The 21,920-nt window shown below is 57.4% G+C and carries 24 protein-coding genes and 1 tRNA gene; 20 read left to right on the top strand and 5 right to left on the bottom strand.

Going from position 1 to position 21,920, the window contains the following annotated elements:
- Nucleotides 1-178: 178 nt before the first annotated feature.
- Both C9422_RS20105 and C9422_RS20110 read right to left on the bottom strand, forming a co-directional pair.
- Nucleotides 179-2,551 (bottom strand): DEAD/DEAH box helicase family protein, encoded by a 2,373-nt coding sequence (locus C9422_RS20105; protein WP_116581891.1) that lies wholly within the window; start codon nucleotides 2,549-2,551, stop codon nucleotides 179-181.
- Between the two features lie 609 nt (nucleotides 2,552-3,160).
- Nucleotides 3,161-3,472, bottom strand: a complete 312-nt coding sequence (locus C9422_RS20110; protein ID WP_116581892.1) for a DUF3077 domain-containing protein — start codon at nucleotides 3,470-3,472, stop codon at nucleotides 3,161-3,163.
- A 235-nt stretch (nucleotides 3,473-3,707) separates the two neighbouring features.
- On the opposite strand from C9422_RS20110, the gene C9422_RS32405 reads away from it, so the two are divergent.
- The 3 genes from C9422_RS32405 (at nucleotide 3,708) to C9422_RS20120 (ending at nucleotide 5,537) form a co-directional block, all read left to right on the top strand.
- Nucleotides 3,708-4,325, top strand: coding sequence for a hypothetical protein (locus C9422_RS32405; protein ID WP_218279153.1), 618 nt, complete (start codon nucleotides 3,708-3,710; stop codon nucleotides 4,323-4,325).
- Nucleotides 4,326-4,462: 137 nt separating this feature from the next.
- Entirely contained in the window at nucleotides 4,463-5,275 is an 813-nt protein-coding gene (locus C9422_RS32410) for a deaminase (RefSeq protein ID WP_256590001.1), read from the top strand.
- A gap of 25 nt (nucleotides 5,276-5,300) precedes the next feature.
- Nucleotides 5,301-5,537, top strand: a complete 237-nt coding sequence (locus tag C9422_RS20120; RefSeq protein WP_116581893.1) for a hypothetical protein — start codon at nucleotides 5,301-5,303, stop codon at nucleotides 5,535-5,537.
- A gap of 155 nt (nucleotides 5,538-5,692) precedes the next feature.
- Here the strand turns inward: C9422_RS20120 and C9422_RS20125 are convergent, their stop codons facing one another.
- Together C9422_RS20125 and C9422_RS20130 are read right to left on the bottom strand one after the other, a co-directional pair.
- A complete protein-coding gene (locus C9422_RS20125) occupies nucleotides 5,693-6,022 on the bottom strand; it encodes a hypothetical protein (RefSeq protein WP_116581894.1) in 330 nt (109 codons plus the stop codon).
- A 182-nt stretch (nucleotides 6,023-6,204) separates the two neighbouring features.
- A tRNA-Leu gene (locus tag C9422_RS20130) sits at nucleotides 6,205-6,289 on the bottom strand.
- A 107-nt stretch (nucleotides 6,290-6,396) separates the two neighbouring features.
- On the opposite strand from C9422_RS20130, the gene queA reads away from it, so the two are divergent.
- The 6 genes from queA to C9422_RS20160 all read left to right on the top strand — a co-directional run bounded on the left by queA (nucleotide 6,397) and on the right by C9422_RS20160 (nucleotide 12,497).
- Nucleotides 6,397-7,461 (top strand): tRNA preQ1(34) S-adenosylmethionine ribosyltransferase-isomerase QueA, encoded by a 1,065-nt coding sequence (queA, locus tag C9422_RS20135; RefSeq protein WP_116581895.1) that lies wholly within the window; start codon nucleotides 6,397-6,399, stop codon nucleotides 7,459-7,461.
- Between the two features lie 14 nt (nucleotides 7,462-7,475).
- Entirely contained in the window at nucleotides 7,476-8,591 is a 1,116-nt protein-coding gene (gene tgt / locus C9422_RS20140) for a tRNA guanosine(34) transglycosylase Tgt (RefSeq protein ID WP_162130301.1), read from the top strand.
- 43 nt (nucleotides 8,592-8,634) lie between these two features.
- A complete protein-coding gene (yajC, locus tag C9422_RS20145) occupies nucleotides 8,635-8,970 on the top strand; it encodes a preprotein translocase subunit YajC (protein ID WP_007956696.1) in 336 nt (111 codons plus the stop codon).
- A gap of 64 nt (nucleotides 8,971-9,034) precedes the next feature.
- A complete protein-coding gene (gene secD, locus C9422_RS20150; protein WP_007980595.1) occupies nucleotides 9,035-10,903 on the top strand; it encodes a protein translocase subunit SecD in 1,869 nt (622 codons plus the stop codon).
- A gap of 9 nt (nucleotides 10,904-10,912) precedes the next feature.
- On the top strand, nucleotides 10,913-11,827 hold the full coding sequence (gene secF, locus C9422_RS20155; protein ID WP_007980597.1) for a protein translocase subunit SecF: 915 nt from the start codon (nucleotides 10,913-10,915) through the stop codon (nucleotides 11,825-11,827).
- 121 nt (nucleotides 11,828-11,948) lie between these two features.
- Complete coding sequence (locus C9422_RS20160; protein ID WP_104450787.1) at nucleotides 11,949-12,497, top strand: glycine zipper 2TM domain-containing protein; 549 nt, start codon at nucleotides 11,949-11,951, stop codon at nucleotides 12,495-12,497.
- Between the two features lie 276 nt (nucleotides 12,498-12,773).
- Here the strand turns inward: C9422_RS20160 and suhB are convergent, their stop codons facing one another.
- The gene (suhB, locus tag C9422_RS20165; RefSeq protein WP_007974015.1) at nucleotides 12,774-13,592 is read right to left on the bottom strand and encodes an inositol-phosphate phosphatase; all 819 of its coding nucleotides are present in this window, start codon (nucleotides 13,590-13,592) and stop codon (nucleotides 12,774-12,776) included.
- 146 nt (nucleotides 13,593-13,738) lie between these two features.
- On the opposite strand from suhB, the gene trmJ reads away from it, so the two are divergent.
- From trmJ to ndk, 11 genes are all read left to right on the top strand, one after another.
- Entirely contained in the window at nucleotides 13,739-14,509 is a 771-nt protein-coding gene (gene trmJ / locus C9422_RS20170; protein ID WP_007974014.1) for a tRNA (cytosine(32)/uridine(32)-2'-O)-methyltransferase TrmJ, read from the top strand.
- Between the two features lie 2 nt (nucleotides 14,510-14,511).
- Nucleotides 14,512-15,288, top strand: a complete 777-nt coding sequence (gene cysE, locus C9422_RS20175; protein ID WP_116581896.1) for a serine O-acetyltransferase — start codon at nucleotides 14,512-14,514, stop codon at nucleotides 15,286-15,288.
- 277 nt (nucleotides 15,289-15,565) lie between these two features.
- Nucleotides 15,566-16,057: a Fe-S cluster assembly transcriptional regulator IscR gene (gene iscR / locus C9422_RS20180; RefSeq protein ID WP_007974010.1), complete on the top strand. Its 492-nt coding sequence runs from the start codon at nucleotides 15,566-15,568 to the stop codon at nucleotides 16,055-16,057.
- Nucleotides 16,058-16,107: 50 nt separating this feature from the next.
- A complete protein-coding gene (locus tag C9422_RS20185) occupies nucleotides 16,108-17,322 on the top strand; it encodes an IscS subfamily cysteine desulfurase (protein WP_008057730.1) in 1,215 nt (404 codons plus the stop codon).
- 101 nt (nucleotides 17,323-17,423) lie between these two features.
- Complete coding sequence (gene iscU / locus C9422_RS20190) at nucleotides 17,424-17,810, top strand: Fe-S cluster assembly scaffold IscU (protein ID WP_007974006.1); 387 nt, start codon at nucleotides 17,424-17,426, stop codon at nucleotides 17,808-17,810.
- Nucleotides 17,811-17,838: 28 nt separating this feature from the next.
- A complete protein-coding gene (iscA, locus tag C9422_RS20195; RefSeq protein ID WP_007974004.1) occupies nucleotides 17,839-18,162 on the top strand; it encodes an iron-sulfur cluster assembly protein IscA in 324 nt (107 codons plus the stop codon).
- Between the two features lie 8 nt (nucleotides 18,163-18,170).
- Complete coding sequence (gene hscB, locus C9422_RS20200; protein ID WP_007974002.1) at nucleotides 18,171-18,692, top strand: co-chaperone HscB; 522 nt, start codon at nucleotides 18,171-18,173, stop codon at nucleotides 18,690-18,692.
- Between the two features lie 51 nt (nucleotides 18,693-18,743).
- Nucleotides 18,744-20,606 (top strand): Fe-S protein assembly chaperone HscA, encoded by a 1,863-nt coding sequence (gene hscA, locus C9422_RS20205; RefSeq protein ID WP_116581897.1) that lies wholly within the window; start codon nucleotides 18,744-18,746, stop codon nucleotides 20,604-20,606.
- A 2-nt stretch (nucleotides 20,607-20,608) separates the two neighbouring features.
- A complete protein-coding gene (gene fdx / locus C9422_RS20210) occupies nucleotides 20,609-20,950 on the top strand; it encodes an ISC system 2Fe-2S type ferredoxin (protein ID WP_015093626.1) in 342 nt (113 codons plus the stop codon).
- A gap of 14 nt (nucleotides 20,951-20,964) precedes the next feature.
- Nucleotides 20,965-21,165 carry a Fe-S cluster assembly protein IscX gene (iscX, locus tag C9422_RS20215; RefSeq protein WP_116581898.1) on the top strand — a complete coding sequence of 67 codons (201 nt, stop codon included), beginning with the start codon at nucleotides 20,965-20,967 and terminating at the stop codon, nucleotides 21,163-21,165.
- Nucleotides 21,166-21,468: 303 nt separating this feature from the next.
- Nucleotides 21,469-21,894: a nucleoside-diphosphate kinase gene (ndk, locus tag C9422_RS20220; protein ID WP_007903599.1), complete on the top strand. Its 426-nt coding sequence runs from the start codon at nucleotides 21,469-21,471 to the stop codon at nucleotides 21,892-21,894.
- The last annotated feature ends 26 nt before the right edge of the window (nucleotides 21,895-21,920 follow it).

Below are 21,920 nucleotides of genomic sequence, written 5' to 3' on the forward strand. Positions count from 1 at the left end.
CCATCCCGAACTCAGAAGTGAAACGATGCATCGCCGATGGTAGTGTGGGGTTTCCCCATGTGAGAGTAGGTCATCGTCAAGATTAAATTCCGAAACCCCAATTGCGAAAGCAGTTGGGGTTTTGTTTGTCCTTGAAAAAAGCATCCTGAGATTATACGGAGGTTGACCGTCAACCACGTTAGAGTAGGTCCATGGTGACCATGGAATCAGCCATACGGTAGCCCATCGCTTTGTAACCCGCCTGGCGCTTATCCCACATTCTCAGCAGCGCGACATTTCCCCCGTCAACGAAGTCAATCACTCGCACGTCGGCCTTATCGGCATGCGATCGATGCAACCGCCCTGCATATTGCTGAAGGATTCCCTTCCATGAGATGGGCATTGCCAGTACCAGCGTGTCCAACGGCGGGTGATCGAAACCTTCACCTACTAGTTTTCCTGTTGCCAACAGCACCCGTGGAGCATCAGGGGGAAGGGACTCAAGGTCATGCATGCGGGAAATGCGCTGTTTCTTAGGTACTCGCCCATGAAGCGTGAAAAGGTTATGCACGCGCTGCTTCAATTCTAATTCAAGGGCATCCACATGTTCCGTCCGCTCCGTTAGTACTAGAATTTTTCTACCCTCCCTGTACGCCAACTCAATCTCCGAAACGATTTTGGCTGTTCGCTCAGAGTCGTCGGCTAGATGCCGAAAAACGTCCTGAATCCCAAAGCCGTCGGGGACCACTATTGGTTTTGACAGCAATCGAGGCACGACAGATAGGTCATGAGGCGCACTCGCTGGCCGAGCAGCAGAATGTCGGATCGGTCCGCACTGCATGAAAATAATAGGCTGTTGCCCATCTCGACGCACTGGGGTTGCGGTGAGTCCCAGTACGTACCGCGCGGTCGCGCTCCTCAGTAGTGCCTCGAATGACACGGCTGATAGGTGATGACACTCATCAACGATGATCTGGCCGTAGTTTTTTACCTGATCGCTGATCTCGCCTTTTCGCGATAACGACTGCATTACGGCAATGTCGATGATGCCGGTAAGCTTCGTTTTTCCGCCCCCAAGGGTACCAACGACACCATTCCCGACTCCCAGGAACGCCTGCAAGCGCTCTTGCCACTGCCTTAACAGCTCCGTCCGATGCACAAGCACCAACGTGTTAATGCCACGTGCGGCAATCAACGCAGCAGCACTCACCGTTTTACCGAAAGCTGTCGGTGCGCAGAGGATACCGGTGTCATGACTTAGCATTGCGCTGACAGCGGCCTCTTGGTCAGAACGCAGGGTCCCGAGAAAGCTCACGTCGATGGGGGCGCCCGCGAAGCGTTCGTCTTTAAGAATAGGGGTAACCCCGTTTTCCTCTAAAAGCTCCAGCGCAGCATCCAAACAGCCACGCGGTAACGCAATATGTTTGGGGAAATTCTGGGCACAGCCGATAATCCTTGGCTTGTTCCACACTGACATGCGCATGGCCTGAGCTTTGTAGAACTCAGGATTTTGAAAAGCAGCGAGCCGGACAAGCTGGTTTGCCAATGGCTGTGGCAATCCCGACTTTTCAAAGTAAATTAGGTTGGCCAGCGTGATGTTGACAGCAGCAGGCAACGGGCATGTCAATTTACGTGATCTCGATTCACGATCTTTCCAAGGTTCCGCATCACCTTCGTCATCGACATAGGCGACCCCTAGAGGGTCTCGATTACCCATCGCCTGGATAATAACGGGCTGGATATCTTTTGGGCTCATGCGTTGAATCGATGCCAGGAAGGCCCATTGATCAGGATGGGGCTCAAGCGAGTCGTCTACAAAAATGCTGTTGTTTTGGGCCCTGGCGCGCTTTTGCAAAGGGAGCGCTATGAGATTTCCAAAGCCGCCTTTGGGCATATAGTCCTGGTTTGGAAACAGTCGATCATAGGAGCTGAGCGCCAACTGGCGGGTGCGCTCACAGGCATGACTGATGATTGCGGCACCGAGGCGGCGCGCATCGCAGGCAGGAACATTACGCTCAAAGAAAATCCAGCCATGAGCCCCTTGGCCTGAGCGCGATATTTCAAGCGCCACCGGGACGTTCAGCTCATGGCATGACTGCACAAAAGCTTTGGAATCATCACGCCATTCGGCTTCATCGAAGTCGACAGCCAAAAAATAACAAGTGTCATCAGAGAGTAGGGGGTAGATACCAACGACCACTTCGCCCGCCAGATGGCGATAGACCACCTCATCGGTCAGCGGAAGCAGCTGGCGGTTACCGCAGTCGCCACATTTAATTCGGGGCTTCTCACAAACGCCTGGCCTCCATTCGTTTGCGCAAGCGGGTGCGTATCCTGATTTGCCTGCCTTGCTTTCCCAGCGGATGGGATAAACGTCCGTCCTGCCACGAAACAAGCTTCGGAATAGGGCAAGCTTTCCTTCAGTATCGAGTTGCTGTGATTGCTCTGCTTGGACAATCGCTATTTTGACTGGCTCAGCAGGCGGGCGCCATTCGATGCCATGAGCATTCAGCAAGGCAACCAATCTTGCATTCTCAGCTCTTAGCTTCGCCACCAGACTAGTGTCTATCACCGCCTTCAGCCTCTACGTCTCAGGTGAAGCCTGTAGCCTCGAGCTACAATCCTCAGTCCATCAGTAAAACATAGAGGTTATCAAACAACAGGGGGTCGGTTCAGGAGCTCAAGAGGTCCGCCCCAGTCCCAATCAAATCATTGGCTGGCTCAATCTGCCGGTGAGGGATACAGAGCGCGCAGTTGCTGGCATTCGGCTAGCGTGGAAAGTTCCAGGATTTTCCTGGGCGCAGAGTGATCAGGTTTGTAGTCAGCAGGTAGTAGTAGCGCGTCGATTTCGAGTTTGAGTTCATGTGGTCGTTCAAAAACCAAACGAGATATTCAGTGCGCCACTATCAATGCCGAAGGTGCACCGAAATCAAAACCCGCTGGAGCCAACGCCTGCCAGCTCACCGCAACCCTCTGTGGGAGCGAGCTTGCCCGCGAAGGCGCCAGCCCAGCCAACACAAAACCCAGAACTGAACCACAACCCCCTGTAGGAGCAGCCCGCTCGCGAAAAACCCAAGGCATCCACATGTCCCGCTGAACACCCCGCCCACCGCAACCAAGCCCGCCCTCACAACATCACGCCCGACGCTTGAAACCAAAAGCGATCCCGGCGCGCCGCCCACTACCCCTCAGCCTTAGCCCCCGCTCGCTTGGACGCTACTTCATTATCCCGATCCCGCATCAGCACCTTCACCGCATCATCCACCAACGCCTTACTCATTGAAGTCAGATAATGCGCAGCCCAAGCGTGACGGTCAGTGTCCCTGGCATAAGCGGCATCTTCAGTGAGTGTCTTGGCCAAGAACAAAAAATCGGAAGCCATGGACAACGCATCGCCAAGAGGAACACCGCGGGTCACATGAAACAACGCTTGAACCGCACAGTAGATCGCGGGTATCAGGCCGATGGTTTTGAGTTCAGATTGTCCAGTCATTGGCCACCTCCGAGGAGGGAGAGGCAATGGGGTAGGGCGTTTCGCGATTGGGAATTGCGTATTGGGGAAAACCAAATTTCGTACGGATTTATTCTAGTCATGGTCAACATCCTTGATTTGAGGAGCTGCCACGAGCCTTCTCAGGGGCTTGATAGAGCGGCGGCGTTCGGCGGGCTATCCGGAACGATGGTGTCATGCCATTATCGAGTCAGCAAAATAACAAAGGACGTGTCTCATGGCAGCTGTCGAAACAGGGCTTCGCGTCGTCGGAGCAACCAATGCTGGAAGCGATTTTGATGATGTGCTTGCTATTGAAAGGACATTAACGCCACAAGTGGTCATTGCGCTATGTGGTCCGTTGGGAACGCCACTGCACGAAGTCGCTCAAAGTTTTAAAGATTTATTGCTGAGTACAGATTACGGCTATGAACATGTCGAAATAATTAGGCTTAGTGAGGAGATTAAAAACAAAGTTGGTTTGGGTTCTAACAGTTCGATCAAAGATCTTATTGAGGCTGGGAATGATCTGCGCAGGGATCACGGCAATGAGGTCTTGGCGAAACTGGCTGTTCGGAAAATAAGTATCGCAAGAGCCGCTGAGCAGGCGAAAGCGACGGCCGCGAAAAAAGCTGAGCATCCCGACTTGTTTAACGACGAAGGTGATGACGGGTTGGTGCCTAATGTTACTCTAAAGTGGTGCCACATTATCGATTCAGTAAAGCATGTTGATGAGCTGCGGCTATTACGATCGATCTATGGAGAGATGCTATACGTAGTCGGTGTCTATTCACCAATAGAGATGCGAATAGCGCGACTTGAGGGTGCCTTAAAAACGAGAAAATCCATGAGTTGATTGATCGTGATTCGGGGGAAGAGATAGACCATGGACAGCGAGTTGAGGATACCTTTCCTCAATCCGACTTTTTCCTTCGGGTTGAGAAAACAACCGATTCTCACCGACTCAGTAGGGTGAAGAGGTTTTTGGATTTAATGTTGGGGACCGTAATTGCGACGCCAACAGTAAATGAACGAGCCATGTATGCGGCTTTTTCTGCAGCAAGAAATTCAGCGTGCCTATCTAGGCAAGTTGGTGCGGCAATAACAAGTGAAGATGGGGAGTTGATATCAACAGGCTGGAATGATGTTCCTAAGGCATTCGGAGGGCTATACCAGACTGAGGGGGATGGACTTAACTCAGACGAGGATCGACGATGCTGGAACATGGGAGGGGGTGTTTGTTCGAATGATCAAGAGAAGAAGGCAATATCTAATTATATTGTGGATAAGTTGGTTGAATCTGAAATAATATCGCCTGATAAGAAAGAGGCGGCGCTATCGGTTATTAGAGGTAAAACTCAACTTAAAAGTTTGATTGAATTTTCCAGGGCGGTACATGCTGAAATGCACGCGTTGCTCAATGCGGGGGCAACAGATGGAGCTAAAATTCGGCATGGGAAATTATTTGTCACCACATACCCTTGCCATTCATGTGCTCGACATTTGGTAGCGGCTGGAATTAAAGAAGTCATTTTTCTTGAGCCTTATCGTAAGAGTCTTGCTACGAGGCTTCACCAAGATGCTATAACTGAGAATGAGAGTGATACCACGAAGGTACGCGTGCTTCCTTTTGATGGCGTAGCGCCATCGCGATTCCTTAAATTCTTTTCCGCCAATCCCGCTGGTCGGAAAAAAGACGGACGTATGATCCTAAGAGACGCGGAACCAGTGGCACGTATCTCGATGGAGGCGGTCTCTACCCTTGAAGGATTGGTAGTGAAGGGGCTAGAATCCCGCCGCCTTTAAAGGCCAGAAGCGAAGGAGCTTGTGTATGGACCTGTTAGAAGAAAAACGCGAAGCTGAGACTATGGCGCAGCTATCCTTCTGTTTCGAGGCCGCAAGCTCCACAAAATTTGCAGGTAGTGAAATTGACAGCATATCGAGCAGGTCGGTAGCCGATATCGGCCAAGCGAAGAGTGTGGTGCTTTCGTTTCCTCAAAATCGTTGCTCATCTGGCACTCAGGCTCAGCTAATTCAACGAATTCTCCAGCGCTATCGTTTTTTTTGATCTGTTCGAAACAATGTCATCTCTGCAAATCGGTGCTGGCAACGTTCTCTTTGTAATTGATTGAGAGAGTGTGGCTGGTGCCTTTTTTTGCGCTAGCGACAGGTCGGCCGACAGTACAGCATTTTTTTGTCCCGGATTCCGCGGCCTACAAACATTTACAAGATGTCTTTCAAGTAATCCTTGAGTGATATGAGTGGAGTATTAAGCTGCTCCATCGTCTGCGCACTGCGGAGTTCCCCCACCAACCTCCCCAACTCCCGCCCCAACGGCTTATCCACACCTCCAACAGCATCCAACGCCAACCCCACACACTCACCTACCTTCACCAGAATCCCTTCAACATCCCCTCGCCGCACCAACAACTCAAACACATCCCGCTGGTAATCACCCATGACTAAATCATCCCGCAAGATCGGGCTCTGGCCTTCCGATTCATAAGCCAGTTTGAGGGAGAAGAGGGCGACGGTTTCCAGGTGCAATTCCATGGGGGGAATCCTTGTGAAATGTTCTTCCGGCGAGAGGGGCAGAAGAGAGCAAGATCAAAAGATCGCAGCCTTCGGCAGCTCCTACAGGTTGGTGCGTTGTCGGGGTGTTTGTCGGTGGGGGGGCTGGCCACTTTATCGCGGGCGAAAAAAAAGGCCTTGCTAAGCAAGACCTTTCTTAATTTTGGTGCCCCGAGGGAGACTCGAACTCCCACTCCTTTCGAAAACGGATTTTGAATCCGCCGCGTCTACCAATTCCGCCATCAGGGCTCAATGGCGGCGAAGTATAGAGATGAGATAACCGCTGGTCAATCAGGTACATGGAGAATTTTTGATAATTCCGCTAGACTTCCCGGCCCTGCTAGACGAACCCCATCATGCGCGTTGCTGACTTTACTTTCGAGCTCCCTGATTCGCTGATTGCCCGCCATCCTTTGGCCGAGCGTCGCAATAGTCGTCTGTTGACCCTGGATGGGGTCAGCGGCGCCCTGGCACACCGTCAATTCACTGATTTGCTGGAGCATTTGCGCCCTGGCGATTTGATGGTGTTCAACAATACCCGGGTGATTCCGGCGCGGCTGTTTGGCCAGAAGGCTTCCGGCGGCAAGCTGGAAATCCTGGTGGAGCGCGTGCTCGACAGTCATCGCGTGCTGGCCCATGTGCGTTCCAGCAAGTCGCCCAAGCCTGGGTCGAAGATTCTCATCGACGGCGGTGGCGAGGCCGAGATGCTGGCGCGGCACGATGCGTTGTTCGAGCTGGGGTTTGCCGAGGAGGTGTTGCCGCTGCTCGACCGCGTCGGGCACATGCCGTTGCCTCCTTATATAGACCGCCCGGATGAAGGTGCCGACCGCGAGCGTTACCAGACCGTCTACGCCGAGCGTTTGGGCGCGGTGGCGGCGCCGACGGCGGGGCTGCATTTCGATCAGGTGCTGATGGAGGCGATTGCCGCCAAGGGCGTCGAGACGGCGTTCGTGACCCTGCACGTTGGCGCAGGGACGTTCCAGCCGGTGCGGGTCGAGAAGATCGAAGACCACCACATGCACAGCGAATGGCTGGAAGTCGGCCAGGACGTGGTCGATGCCGTTGCGGCTTGCCGTGCTCGCGGTGGTCGCGTGGTGGCGGTGGGGACCACCAGCGTGCGTTCCCTGGAAAGTGCGGCGCGCGATGGCGTGCTCAAGCCGTTCAGCGGCGATACAGACATTTTCATTTATCCTGGCCGGCCGTTTCATGTGGTCGATGCCTTGGTCACCAACTTCCATTTGCCCGAATCCACGCTGTTGATGCTGGTTTCGGCGTTCGCCGGTTATCCCGAGACCATGGCGGCCTACAAGGCTGCGGTCGACAACGGTTACCGCTTTTTCAGCTACGGTGATGCGATGTTCATCACGCGTAATCCTGCGCCGACTGCCCCTAAAGAATCGGGCCCAGAGGAAACAGTATGAGTCGCACCTGTCGTATGTCTTTCGAGTTGCTGGCCACTGATGGCAAGGCTCGTCGCGGTCGTTTGACCTTCCCGCGCGGTACCGTCGAGACCCCGGCCTTCATGCCGGTGGGCACCTACGGCACGGTCAAGGGCATGCTGCCACGGGATATCGAGGCGACTGGCGCTGAAATCATTCTGGGCAACACCTTCCACCTGTGGCTGCGCCCGGGCACGGAAGTGATCAAGAAGCACGGCGACCTGCACGATTTCATGCAGTGGAAAGGGCCGATCCTGACCGACTCCGGCGGTTTCCAGGTGTTCAGCCTGGGCGCCATGCGCAAGATCAAGGAGGAGGGCGTGACCTTCGCCTCCCCGGTCGACGGCGCCAAGGTGTTCATGGGGCCGGAAGAGTCGATGCAGGTCCAGCGTGACCTGGGCTCCGACATCGTGATGATTTTCGACGAATGCACGCCGTACCCGGCGGATGAAGACGTCGCCCGTATTTCCATGGAATTGTCCCTGCGTTGGGCCAAGCGTTCGAAAGAAGCCCATGGCGACAACACGGCGGCGCTGTTCGGCATCGTTCAGGGCGGCATGCACCAGGACCTGCGCATGCGCTCCCTGGAAGGCCTGGACAAGATCGGCTTCGATGGCCTGGCCATCGGCGGCCTGTCGGTGGGCGAGCCCAAGCACGAGATGATCAAGGTGCTGGATTACCTGCCGGGCATGATGCCGGCTGACAAACCTCGTTACCTTATGGGCGTTGGCAAACCGGAAGACTTGGTTGAGGGTGTGCGCCGCGGTGTGGACATGTTCGATTGCGTGATGCCAACCCGTAATGCCCGCAATGGGCATCTGTTCATCGATACCGGCGTGCTGAAGATCCGAAACGCGTTCCATCGCCATGATGATTCGCCGCTCGATCCGACCTGCGATTGCTATACCTGCCAGAACTTCTCCCGCGCTTATCTGCATCATCTGGACAAGTGCGGCGAAATGCTGGGAAGCATGCTCAATACCATCCATAACTTGCGTCATTATCAAGTGCTTATGGCTGGTTTGCGCGAGGCTATTCAACAGGGTACATTGGCCGCCTTTGTCGATGCCTTCTACGCCAAACGCGGGTTACCTGTTCCGCCTTTGGACTGAGTTTTCTGACCCCAAGATTCAACATTTGCAACTGGAGTGCTAAATGAGCTTTTTTATCTCTAATGCCATGGCAGACGCTGCAGCACCTGCGGCAGCCCCTATGGGCGGCGGTTTCGAGTGGATTTTCCTGGTCGGCTTCCTGGTCATCTTCTACCTGATGATCTGGCGTCCACAGGCCAAGCGCGCCAAAGAGCAGAAAAACCTGCTGAGCAGCCTGCAAAAGGGTGACGAAGTTGTGACCACCGGCGGCATCGCCGGCAAGATCACTAAAGTGGCCGACGATTTCGTCGTTCTGGAAGTTTCCGACACCGTCGAAATGAAATTCCAGAAAGGTGCCATCGCCGCGACGCTGCCAAAAGGCACGCTCAAAGCGATCTAAGTTTCAACTTCATCTTCAATCGACGGGGCGCGCAAGGCGCCCCGCGTCATAAACGGGCGGCGTGATGCTGAACAAATATCCTCTGTGGAAATACATTCTGATCCTGGCGGTGCTGGCGGTCGGTCTGATTTATTCCGCTCCCAATCTTTACCCTGATGACCCGGCCATTCAGGTCAGCGGTGCAAGCACTGCGCTGCAGGTCAATCAGGCTGATCTGGATCGTGTAAGCACGGCGCTCAAGGAATCCGGGATCAACGTCAAGGCTGCCACCCTGGCCGCCAACGGCAAGGGCGGGCTGATTCGCCTGACCAAGGCTGAAGACCAGCTGCCGGCCAAGGACGTTGTGCGCAAGGCGTTGGGTGATGACTACGTCGTCGCGCTGAACCTGGCACAAACCACCCCGCAATGGCTGCGCAACCTCGCTGCGCACCCGATGAAGCTGGGTCTGGACTTGTCCGGTGGTGTGCACTTCCTGCTGGAAGTGGACATGGACAAAGCCCTCGACGCGCGTCTGAAAGTCTACGAAGGCGATGTAAAGAGCCTGCTGCGTAAAGAAAAGCTGCGCTATCGCAGCCTGCCGCAACTCAATGGCGCCATCCAGCTGGGCTTCGCTGATGAAGACAGCCGTGAACAGGCCCGTGTGCTGATCCGCAAGAACTTCAACGATTTCGACATTGTTCCGGCCGACCTCAATGGTCAACCGGTGCTGCGTCTGGCGATGACCCCGGCCAAGCTGGCGGAAATCCGCGAATACTCCATCAAGCAGAACTTGACCACGGTACGTAACCGCGTCAACGAGCTGGGTGTTGCCGAACCGATCGTCCAGCGCCAGGGCGCCAACCGCATCGTGGTTGAGCTGCCGGGCGTGCAGGACACCGCCGAAGCCAAGCGTATCCTCGGCAAGACGGCCAACCTCGAGTTCCGTCTGGCTGCTGAGCCGGGTGCTTCGAAAGCCACTTCCGAGTCCTTCGAGTTCCGTGAGGGCAAGCGTCCTCCTGCGCTGATCGAGCGTGGCCTGATCATCACCGGTGACCAGGTGACTGACGCCAAGGCTGGTTTCGGCGAGCACGGTACGCCGGAAGTGAACATTCGTCTGGACGGCCACGGCGGCGAGCTGATGAGCCGTGCGACCCGTTCGAACGTCGGTCGCAGCATGGCGGTGATCTTCATCGAGCAGCGTCCGGTCACCACTTACACCAAGCAAGTGGTCAACGGCGTCGAGAAAGACGTGGCGGTGCAGAGCTTCAAGGAAGAGAAGAAGATCATCAGCCTGGCGACCATCCAGTCGCCGCTGGGTGCGCAGTTCCGTATTACCGGCCTGAACGGCCAGGGCGAGTCGTCCGAGCTGGCACTGCTGCTGCGTGCCGGTGGTCTGGCTGCACCGATGTACTTTGCTGAAGAACGCACCATTGGTCCAAGCCTGGGTGCCGACAACATCACCAAGGGTATCGATGCGTCGCTGTGGGGCATGTTGTTCGTCTCGCTGTTCATCATGGCCATCTACCGCTTCTTCGGCCTGATTGCCACCGTCGCTCTGGCGGTGAACATGGTGATGCTGCTGGCGCTGATGTCGCTGCTGGGTGCAACGCTGACCCTGCCGGGTATCGCCGGTATCGTGTTGACCATGGGTATGGCGGTCGACGCCAACGTGCTGATCTTCTCGCGGATCCGTGAAGAGATCGCCGCCGGCATGACCGTGCAGCGCGCAATCAACGAAGGCTTCGGCCGGGCTTTCACCGCGATTCTCGACGCCAACCTGACCACACTGCTGGTCGGCGGCATCCTCTTTGCCATGGGCACCGGCCCGGTCAAAGGCTTCGCAGTGACCATGTCCCTCGGGATCTTTACCTCGATGTTCACGGCCATCATGGTGACCCGCGCGATGGTCAACCTGATCTTCGGCGGTCGTGACTTCAAGAAGTTGTGGATTTAAGGGGCTGCCATGTTACGTACAATCAACTTCATGGGCGTTCGCAACTTTGCGTTCGGCGTCACATTGTTCCTTACCGCACTGGCCTTGTTCAGTGTCTTCCACAAGGGCATGAACTGGGGCCTGGACTTCACCGGCGGTACGCTCATCGAGCTGACCTACGAGCGTCCGGCCGATGTCACCAAGGTGCGTGAACAGCTGGTGACTGCCGGCTATCACGAAGCCATCGTGCAGAACTTCGGTGCGACCACCGATCTGCTGGTGCGTATGCCGGGCGAAGACCCGCAACTGGGTCACCAGGTAGCCGAAGCCTTGCAGAAGGTCGGCGGCGAGAACCCGGCGACGGTCAAGCGCGTCGAGTTCGTCGGCCCGCAGGTGGGTGAAGAGCTGCGCGACCAGGGCGGCCTCGGCATGCTCATGGCGCTGGGCGGCATCCTGATCTACCTGGCGTTCCGCTTTCAGTGGAAGTTCGCGGTCGGTGCGATCGTGTCCCTGATCCACGACGTGATCGTGACCATCGGTATCCTGTCGTTTTTCCAGATCACCTTCGACCTGACGGTGCTGGCGGCGGTACTGGCGATCATCGGTTACTCGCTCAACGACACTATCGTGGTATTCGACCGGGTTCGTGAGAACTTCCGCGTACTGCGCAAGGCCAGCCTGATCGAGAACATCAACATCTCGACCACGCAGACCCTGCTGCGGACCATGGCGACTTCGATCTCCACCTTGCTGGCGATCGCGGCCCTGCTGTTCTTCGGCGGCGACAACCTGTTCGGTTTCTCCATCGCCCTGTTCATCGGTGTTCTGGCGGGTACCTACTCGTCGATCTACATCGCGAACGTGGTGCTGATCTGGCTGAACCTGAGCACGGAAGACCTGATTCCTCCTGCCAATACCGAGAAGGAAGTCGACGACCGTCCTTGAGGGAAGTTTCTCTCTGCGATGTAGTCCAAAAAAGGCGCGAGTTGAACTCGCGCCTTTTTTTGTGCTCCAAGGCTGGGAGAAGCGCGGACACGTTCCGCATGTGATGGTCCAGGAGGTTCATGTGAACAAGTCGATGCTGGTTGGTGCTGTACTGGGTGCTGTCGGTGTGACTGCCGGGGGCGCTGTGGCCACCTACAGCCTGGTTAAAAGCGGTCCTGAGTTCGCACAAGTACTCGCCGTTGAGCCGGTCAAGACACAAATCAAGACTCCACGTGAAGTGTGCAAGGATGTAACGGTCACCCGGCAGGCGCCGGTGAAAGATCAACATCAGATCGCCGGTACGGTGGTCGGTGCATTGGCAGGTGGTTTGCTGGGTAACCAGATCGGTGGCGGCACCGGCAAGAAGATCGCCACGGTCGCGGGTGCTGTCGGTGGTGGTTATGCCGGCAACAAGGTGCAGGAAGGCATGCAGGAGCGTGATACCTACACCACGACCCAGACCCGCTGCAACACGGTCAACGACATCAGTGACAAGGTTGTAGGTTACGACGTGCGGTATTCGCTGGACGGCAAGGAAGGCAAGGTGCGCATGGATCGTGATCCGGGCAACCAGATTCCGGTGGATAAGGAAGGCAAGTTGATCCTGTCGGAGAATCAGCAGGGTCAGTGATCTGGATAAAAAAGAAGCACCCTGCGGGGTGCTTTTTTTGTGCCCGCAAATCACTGATTTCAAATGTAGGAGCTGCCGAAGGTTCGGGCCGCGTTCGGACGATCTTTTGATCTTGATTTTTAAAATCAAAAGATCGCAGCCTTCGGCAGCTCCTACAGGGGTGAGGTGTAGCAGTCGGCATCAATGGTGAATGTCAGGTCGGATCGCCAGCAAGCCGGCTCGAATTGCGGGCATAAAAAAAGCACCCCGCAGGGTGCTTTCTCTGTCGCGGGAAGCTTAACGCTTCAGCGAGGCTGGCAGGTGCGGCTGGATCGCCGTCAAAACTGCCTTGAAGCATTTGGTGTTGCCGGCAACGACGTGGCCTTTCTCGAGGAAGTCGTGACCGCCGGTGAAGTCGCTCACCAAACCGCCGGCTTCCTGGATCAGCAGGGCGCCTGCGGCCATGTCCCACTCGGACAGGCCCGACTCCCAGAAGGCGTCGAAACGGCCGGCAGCCACGTAGGCCAGGTCCAGGCTCGCCGAACCTGCGCGACGGATGCCGGCAGTCTGGCCAACCAGGGCGCGGAACATGCCCAGGTAGTTGTCGAGGTTGTCCATCTGCTCGTCACGGAACGGGAAGCCGGTACCCAGCAGGGCGCCGTCCAGGCTGGTGCGACCGCTGACGCGCAGGCGACGACCGTTCAGTTGAGCGCCGCGACCACGGCTGGCGGTGAATTCTTCCTGGCGAACCGGGTCCAGAACAACAGCGTGCTCCAGGCGACCGCGGTATTTGCAGGCAATGCTGACAGCGAAGTGAGGAATGCCGCGCAGGAAGTTGGTGGTGCCGTCCAGCGGATCGATGATCCACAGGTACTCTTCGCCTTCGATGCCGGTGCCGGCGTGCATGCCGGTCTCTTCACCCAGGATCGAGTGATTCGGGTACGCCTTGCGCAGGGCGTCGATGATTTTCTGTTCGGCGGCGCGATCCACCTCGGATACGTAATCCTTGGCGTCTTTTTCGTCGACCTTGATGGTATCCAGGCGCTCGATGGAGCGGAAGATCAATTCACTGGCGCTGCGGGCGGCGCGCAGCGCGATATTCAGCATGGGCTGCATGGATGTGTCACCTAAGGTTGTTAAAGAAAGCCGGGCATTCTATCAGAAAGTTTCTACAGGAGAAGGACGACGTTCGCTTTCATGGCTTAACGGTAGCTTCAGCTGTAAGATTCCGCTCCCGATTATCGTGTTCGAGAGCGCCTCCCTTGCTGCATAACATTCGTGTCGTCCTGGTCAATACCAGCCATCCGGGCAATATCGGCGGGGCTGCGCGTGCCATGAAGAACATGGGCTTGTCGCGGCTGGTGCTGGTCGAGCCTCGTCAGTTCCCGCATCACGAGGCCGACGCCCGTGCTTCCGGTGCCGGTGACATCCTTGAAAACGCGCAAGTCGTCGCCACCTTGGAAGATGCCCTGGTCGGCTGCAATCTGGTGCTGGGTACCAGTGCCCGCGACCGGCGCATTCCCTGGCCGCTGCTCGATCCCCGCGAATGCGGAACGAAGGTGGTCGAGGAAGCCGGGCAGGGCGCGGAAATCGCCCTGGTGTTCGGTCGTGAAGATTCCGGCCTGACCAACGAAGAGCTGCAGCGATGTCATTATCACGTGCACATCCCATCCGACCCTGAGTTCAGTTCTCTGAACCTGGGGGCGGCGGTGCAGGTGTTGAGCTATGAAGTGCGCATGTCCTGGCTGGCGGCCCAAGGCCAGCCAAGCAAGGTCGAGAAGGAAGAGGTGGCTTCGGTCAAAAGCGCTGAGCTGGCGACCATGGACGAGCTGGAGCGATTCTATGAACACCTGGAGCAAACCCTGGTGGCCATCGAATTCCTCGATCCGGAAAAACCACGGCACTTGATGGCGCGCCTGCGCCGGTTGTACGGACGCAGCTCGGTCAGCCGGGCGGAAATGAATATTTTGCGTGGCATCCTCACGGAAACCCAGAAAGCGGCCCGTGGTGAGCTCCTGAAGCGGAAGGATTAATGATGTTTGAGCGTTTGCGTGAAGATATCCAGAGCGTATTCCATCGAGACCCGGCGGCGCGTAACGCTTTTGAAGTCCTGACCTGCTACCCCGGCATGCACGCCATCTGGATTCACCGTTTGTCGGCGATGCTGTGGCGCGCGGACCTGAAGTGGCTGGCGCGGCTGGTGTCGAACTTCGGTCGCTGGCTGACCGGGATCGAGATCCATCCGGGGGCCAAGGTCGGTCGTCGTTTCTTCATTGACCATGGCATGGGCATCGTCATCGGTGAAACCGCCGAGATCGGCGACGACGTCACTATTTACCAGGGCGTGACCCTGGGCGGCACCAGTTGGAACAAGGGCAAGCGTCACCCGACCCTGGGTGATGGGGTCGTTGTCGGTGCCGGCGCCAAGGTACTTGGCCCGTTCACTGTAGGTGCGGGTGCAAAGGTTGGCTCCAACGCCGTGGTGACCAAGGAAGTTCCGCCGGGCGCCACGGTGGTGGGGATTCCGGGGCGGATCATCGTCAAGCCCGACCAGGAGTTGGACGCCAAGCGCAAGGCGATGGCCGAGAAGATTGGTTTTGATGCCTATGGCGTGACTGAAGACATGCCTGACCCGGTAGCTCGCGCCATCAACCAGTTGCTTGACCACCTGCAGGCGGTCGATGGGCGTCTGGAGGGGATGTGCGGGGCGTTGAAGGATCTGGGCAGTAATTACTGTGCGAAAGATCTGCCTGAGCTGCGCGAAGAAGACTTCGCCTGCGTAAAAGACAAAGACCAGACCCAGGCCAGCTGACGCCTTTGTGTAGGAGCTGCCGCAGGCTGCGATCTTTTGATCTTGTTTTTTTAAAAATCAAAGTCAAAAGATCGCAGCCTGCGGCAGCTCCTACAGGGATCGGAGGTCGTATTTGGGTAATGGCGCTGCGCTAAGCGGTGTGCCATTAAGCCGCAGACCCTGCTATGATGCGCCCGCTCTTTGCGGGTAATCCCGACTAAAGTACTAGGTCTTATAGTTGACTTAAATACTCGGGAATTGCATACTCGCCTCATTCCGAACTCCGTGGTAATTGTCCATGCGACTGACTACAAAAGGCCGATACGCCGTGACCGCCATGCTTGACCTGGCGTTGCACGCGCAGCACGGGCCCGTGTCCCTGGCCGATATCTCCGAGCGCCAAGGCATCTCCCTGTCCTACCTCGAACAGCTTTTTGCCAAATTGCGCCGCAGCAATCTGGTGTCCAGCGTGCGTGGTCCGGGCGGTGGCTACCAATTGTCCCGCGACATGCAGGGCATCCAGGTCGCCCAGGTGATCGATGCGGTGAACGAATCGGTCGATGCCACCAAATGCCAGGGGCAGGGTGATTGCCATCAAGGCGACACCTGCCTGACCCACCACTTGTGGTGCGACCTGAGCCTGCAGATTCACGAATTTCTGAGCGGTATCAGCTTGGCTGACCTTGTGACTCGCCGTGAGGTGCAAGAAGTAGCCCAGCGTCAGGACCAGCGCCGTTGCAACAGCAAGGTGCCACGCCTGGACAAGATTGAAGCGTCCGCCGTCGAATGACAGCCAAAGAGCTAGCGGCACGCCAGCCAGCCTGATTTAGGAGATAGTCCATGAAATTGCCGATTTACCTTGATTACTCTGCGACCACCCCGGTTGATCCGCGTGTCGCGCAAAAGATGAGTGAATGCCTGCTGGTCGACGGAAACTTCGGTAACCCGGCGTCCCGTTCCCACGTGTTCGGCTGGAAAGCTGAAGAGTCCGTTGAAAACGCCCGTCGTCAGGTGGCCGACCTGGTCAATGCCGATCCGCGTGAAATCGTCTGGACCTCCGGTGCCACCGAATCCGACAACCTGGCAATCAAGGGTGCGGCACATTTCTACGCCACCAAAGGCAAGCACCTGATCACCACCAAGATCGAGCACAAGGCTGTCCTGGACACCATGCGCCAACTGGAGCGTGAAGGGTTCGAAGTGACCTACATCGAGCCTCGCACCGATGGCCTGGTAACGCCTGAGATGATCGAAGCCGAACTGCGCGACGACACCATCCTGGTGTCGGTCATGCACGTGAACAACGAAATCGGCACCATCAACGACATCGCAGCGATCGGCGAACTGCTCCGTTCCAAGGGCATCCTGTTCCACGTCGACGCCGCTCAGTCCACCGGCAAGGTCGAGATCGACCTGCAGAAGCTGAAAGTCGACATGATGTCTTTCTCCGCCCACAAGACCTACGGTCCTAAAGGCATCGGCGCCCTCTACGTCAGCCGCAAGCCGCGCGTACGTATCGAAGCGACCATGCACGGTGGCGGCCACGAACGTGGCATGCGTTCCGGCACCCTGGCGACCCACCAGATCGTCGGCATGGGTGAAGCGTTCCGCGTAGCCAAGGAAGACATGGCTGCCGAGAACGTGCGCATCAAGGCCCTGAGCGACCGTTTCTACAAGCAGGTCGAGCACCTGGAAGAGCTGTACGTCAACGGCAGCCTGACCGCCCGCGTTCCGCACAACCTGAACCTGAGCTTCAACTACGTTGAAGGCGAGTCGCTGATCATGGCGCTCAAGGACCTGGCGGTTTCGTCCGGTTCGGCCTGCACCTCGGCATCCCTTGAGCCTTCGTACGTACTGCGCGCCCTGGGCCGCAACGACGAACTGGCTCACAGCTCGATCCGTTTCACCTTCGGCCGTTTCACCACCGAAGAAGAAATCGACTACGCCGCGCAGAAAGTCTGCGAGGCCGTAACCAAGCTGCGCGCTCTGTCGCCGCTGTGGGACATGTACAAAGACGGCGTCGATATCTCGAAGATCGAGTGGGCGGCACACTAACTATAGAAGCCGCCGGATACAGGTCCTGTAGCAGCGCGGCGGTAAATGCAGCGCAACTACAGGGTCTCAAGAGCGGCCCTGATGAGTGAGGATTGAGAATCATGGCTTACAGCGAAAAGGTCATCGACCACTACGAAAACCCGCGCAACGTCGGCAAGATGGACGCGGAAGATCCTGATGTCGGCACCGGCATGGTCGGCGCTCCGGCGTGCGGCGACGTGATGCGCCTGCAGATCAAGGTCAACGACGCCGGCATCATCGAAGATGCCAAGTTCAAGACCTACGGCTGCGGTTCGGCTATCGCTTCCAGCTCCCTCGCCACCGAGTGGATGAAGGGCAAGACCCTGGACGAAGCGGAAACCATCAAGAACACCCAGCTGGCTGAAGAACTGGCCCTGCCGCCAGTGAAAATCCACTGCTCGGTACTCGCAGAGGACGCCATCAAGGCGGCTGTTCGCGACTACAAGCAGAAGAAAGGCTTGATCTAAGCATTTGGCGACGAGTAAGGAGTCAACGATGGCTATCAGCATGACAGAAGCGGCGGCCAAGCACGTGCGGCGCTCCCTCGACGGGCGCGGCAAGGGTGAAGGGATTCGTCTGGGTGTCCGCACCACGGGCTGTTCCGGCCTTGCCTACGTGCTGGAGTTTGTCGACGAGGTGGTTGCTGAGGACCAGGTGTTCGAAAGTCACGGCGAAAAAGTGATTATCGACCCGAAAAGCCTGGCCTACCTGGACGGCACCGAGCTCGATTTCGTCAAGGAAGGGTTGAACGAAGGCTTCAAGTTCAACAACCCCAACGTGCGCGGTGAATGTGGCTGCGGCGAAAGCTTCAACATCTGAGGCTTGTCGTGGGTACTCCTTGTCATTTCGCTTTATTCGAGCTGCAACCGAGTTTCGATCTGGACCTCGATCAGCTGGCTACGCGCTACCGTGAGTTGGCGCGCGGCGTTCATCCGGACCGCTTTGCAGACGCTTCCGAGCGCGAGCAGCGGCTGGCGCTGGAGCAATCCGCGAGCCTCAACGAGGCCTATCAGACGCTCAAGAGTCCACCCAAGCGCGCGCGTTACCTGCTCGCCTTGAATGGTGGCGAGCTGCCGCTGGAGGTCACGGTGCATGATCCGGAGTTCCTTCTGCAGCAGATGGAGCTGCGTGAAGAGCTCGAAGACCTGCAGGACAGCGCCGATCTCAATGGCGTTGCCGTCTTCAAGCGTCGCCTGAAGGCTGCCCAGGATGAACTGAACCAAAGCTTCGCAGCTTGCTGGAACGATGCCGCGCAACGTGAACGGGCCGAACGCCTGATGCGGCGCATGCAGTTCCTCGACAAGCTCACCTACGAAGTGCGCCAGTTAGAAGAGCGCCTCGACGATTAACCCAGTGCCGCTCCGGTCGCACGCCTGATATACAGATAAGTCCTGATAACGATGGCCCTACTGCAGATCGCCGAACCCGGCCAAAGTCCTCAACCGCACCAGCGTCGTCTGGCTGTGGGGATCGACTTGGGCACTACCAATTCGCTGGTTGCTGCATTGCGCAGTGGACTTTCCGAGCCTCTGGCTGACGCGCAAGGGCGGGTCATCCTGCCGTCTGCCGTGCGCTATCACGCCGATCGCGTCGAGGTTGGCGAATCCGCCAAGCTGGCTGCCGCCACCGACCCCCTGAACACCGTGCTGTCGGTCAAGCGCTTGATGGGGCGTGGTCTGTCCGACGTCAAGCAGCTGGGCGAGCAACTGCCCTACCGCTTTGTCGGCGGCGAGTCGCACATGCCGTTCATCGACACGATCCAGGGCCCGAAAAGCCCGGTCGAAGTGTCCGCCGATATCCTCAAGGTCCTGCGCCAGCGCGCCGAAGCGACCCTGGGCGGTGAGCTGGTGGGTGCGGTGATCACCGTTCCGGCCTATTTCGATGACGCTCAGCGTCAAGCCACCAAGGATGCGGCCAAGCTGGCCGGCCTGAATGTGCTGCGTTTGCTCAATGAGCCGACCGCTGCCGCTGTGGCCTATGGTCTGGATCAGCATGCCGAAGGTCTGGTCGCCATTTACGACCTGGGCGGCGGCACCTTCGATATTTCGATTCTGCGCCTGACCGGCGGTGTCTTCGAAGTCCTGGCCACCGGCGGCGACAGCGCCCTGGGCGGCGATGACTTCGACCACGCGATCGCTGGCTGGATCATCGAGAGCGCCGGTCTGTCCGCCGACCTCGATCCGGGTGCGCAGCGCAACCTGCTGCAAACCGCCTGCGCCGCCAAGGAAGCCCTGACCAATGCGGCGGCCGTCGAAGTTGCCTATGGCGACTGGAAAGCCCAGCTGACCCGTGAAGCCTTCAATGCGCTGATCGAGCCGATGGTCGCGCGCAGCCTCAAAGCCTGCCGTCGTGCGGTACGTGATTCCGGTATCGAGCTGGAAGACGTGCACGCCGTGGTCATGGTCGGGGGTTCGACTCGCGTACCCCGCGTTCGCGAAGCCGTCGCCGAAGCGTTCGGTCGCCAGCCCCTGACTGAAATCGACCCGGATCAAGTGGTCGCCATCGGTGCTGCGATCCAGGCCGATACCCTGGCCGGTAACAAGCGCGATGGCGGCGAATTGCTGCTGCTCGACGTGATTCCGTTGTCCCTGGGCCTGGAAACCATGGGCGGCCTGATGGAGAAGGTGATTCCACGCAACACCACCATCCCCGTCGCTCGCGCCCAGGACTTCACCACCTATAAAGATGGCCAGTCGGCCATGGCGATCCACGTGTTGCAGGGCGAGCGCGAGCTGATAAGCGACTGCCGCTCGCTGGCGCGCTTTGAATTGCGCGGCATTCCGGCAATGGTGGCGGGTGCGGCGAAGATTCGCGTGACCTTCCAGGTCGATGCCGACGGTCTGCTCAGTGTTTCCGCTCGCGAACTGGGTTCGGGCGTCGAAGCCAGCATTCAGGTCAAGCCGTCCTACGGCCTGACCGACGGCGAAATCGCCAAAATGCTCAAGGACTCGTTCCAGCACGCCAATGACGACAAGGTTGCCCGTGTACTGCGCGAGCAGCAGGTCGACGCCCAGCGCCTGATCGAAGCCGTGCAGGCCGCTCTGGAGGCTGATGGCGAGCGCTTGCTCGACGCCGAAGAGCGCCTGGTCATTGATCTGCAGGTGCAGGAACTGACCGAACTGATGAAAGGTACCGATGGTTACGCCATCGAGCAGCAGACCAAGCGTCTGTCGCAAGTGACCGACGCCTTTGCTGCCCGCCGCCTGGACTCGACGGTGAAAGCCGCACTGGCGGGGCGCAACCTGAATGAGATTGAGGAATAACGATGCCGCAGGTCATTTTTCTGCCACACGAGAAGTTTTGCCCCGAAGGCATGGTTGTTGAAGCTGAGACGGGGGTTTCCATCCTCGAACTGGCCCATGAGCACCACATCGAGATGGAAAGTGCCTGTGGCGGCGTGTGTGCCTGCACCACCTGTCACTGCATCATCCGCGAGGGTTTCGACTCGCTGGAAGAGGCCGACGAGCTGGAAGAAGACTACCTTGATAAGGCCTGGGGTCTTGAGCGCGAGTCCCGCCTGGGGTGCCAGGCCAAGGTCGGTACCGAAGACCTGACGGTCGAAATTCCGAAGTACTCGCTCAACCACGCCGCCGAAGCGCCGCACTGATTCAAGGAATTGTCATGAGTCTGAAATGGGTTGATGTGCTGGAAATTGCAATCCAACTGGCTGAATCCAAGCCGGATGTGGACCCGCGCTACGTGAACTTCGTCGATCTGCACAAATGGGTGCTGGCATTGCCGGAGTTTAGCGATGATCCGACACGTGGTGGCGAGAAGGTGCTTGAAGCCATTCAGGCCGCCTGGATCGAAGAAGCAGAGTAGGAGCTGACGAGCGGAGCGAGGCTGCGATCTTTTCCGATGCCACTTGAATCTCGAGTGCACGATCAAGAGATCGCAGCCTTCGGCAGCTCCTACAGAGGGCACGACCCGTGTAGGAGCTGACGAGCGGAGCGAGGCTGCGATCTTTTCCGATGCCACTTGAATCTCGAGTGCACGATCAAGAGATCGCAGCCTTCGGCAGCTCCTACAGAGGGCGCGACCCGCAAGCAGTTAGGCAATACCCAAGAACCCGCGTATAATTCGCGGGTTTAATTTTTCGTAAATTACCGTTTCTGGAGTTACACCATGGCTGTTCAACGTACTTTCTCCATCATCAAGCCTGACGCCGTTGCTAAAAACGTGATCGGCGAGATCACCACTCGTTTCGAAAAAGCCGGCCTGCGCGTTGTAGCTTCGAAACTGAAGCAACTGTCCAAAGCTGAAGCCGAAGGCTTCTACGCTGAGCACAGCGCTCGCGGTTTCTTCAACGACCTGGTTGCCTTCATGATCTCCGGTCCGGTAGTCGTTCAGGTTCTGGAAGGCGAAAACGCTATCGCTCTGAACCGTGAGCTGATGGGCGCTACCAACCCTAAAGAAGCTGCTGCCGGCACCATCCGCGCTGACTTCGCTGATTCCATCGACGCCAACGCCGTACACGGTTCGGACTCCGAAGCCGCTGCCGCTCGCGAAATCTCGTACTTCTTCGCAGCTACTGAAGTAACCACTCGCTAAGCATTGGCTTAAGAGTGAAGGTGAAT

This window comes from Pseudomonas sp. B1(2018) (genome assembly GCF_003097365.1).
In the GTDB taxonomy this organism is placed as follows: domain Bacteria; phylum Pseudomonadota; class Gammaproteobacteria; order Pseudomonadales; family Pseudomonadaceae; genus Aquipseudomonas; species Aquipseudomonas laurylsulfatiphila.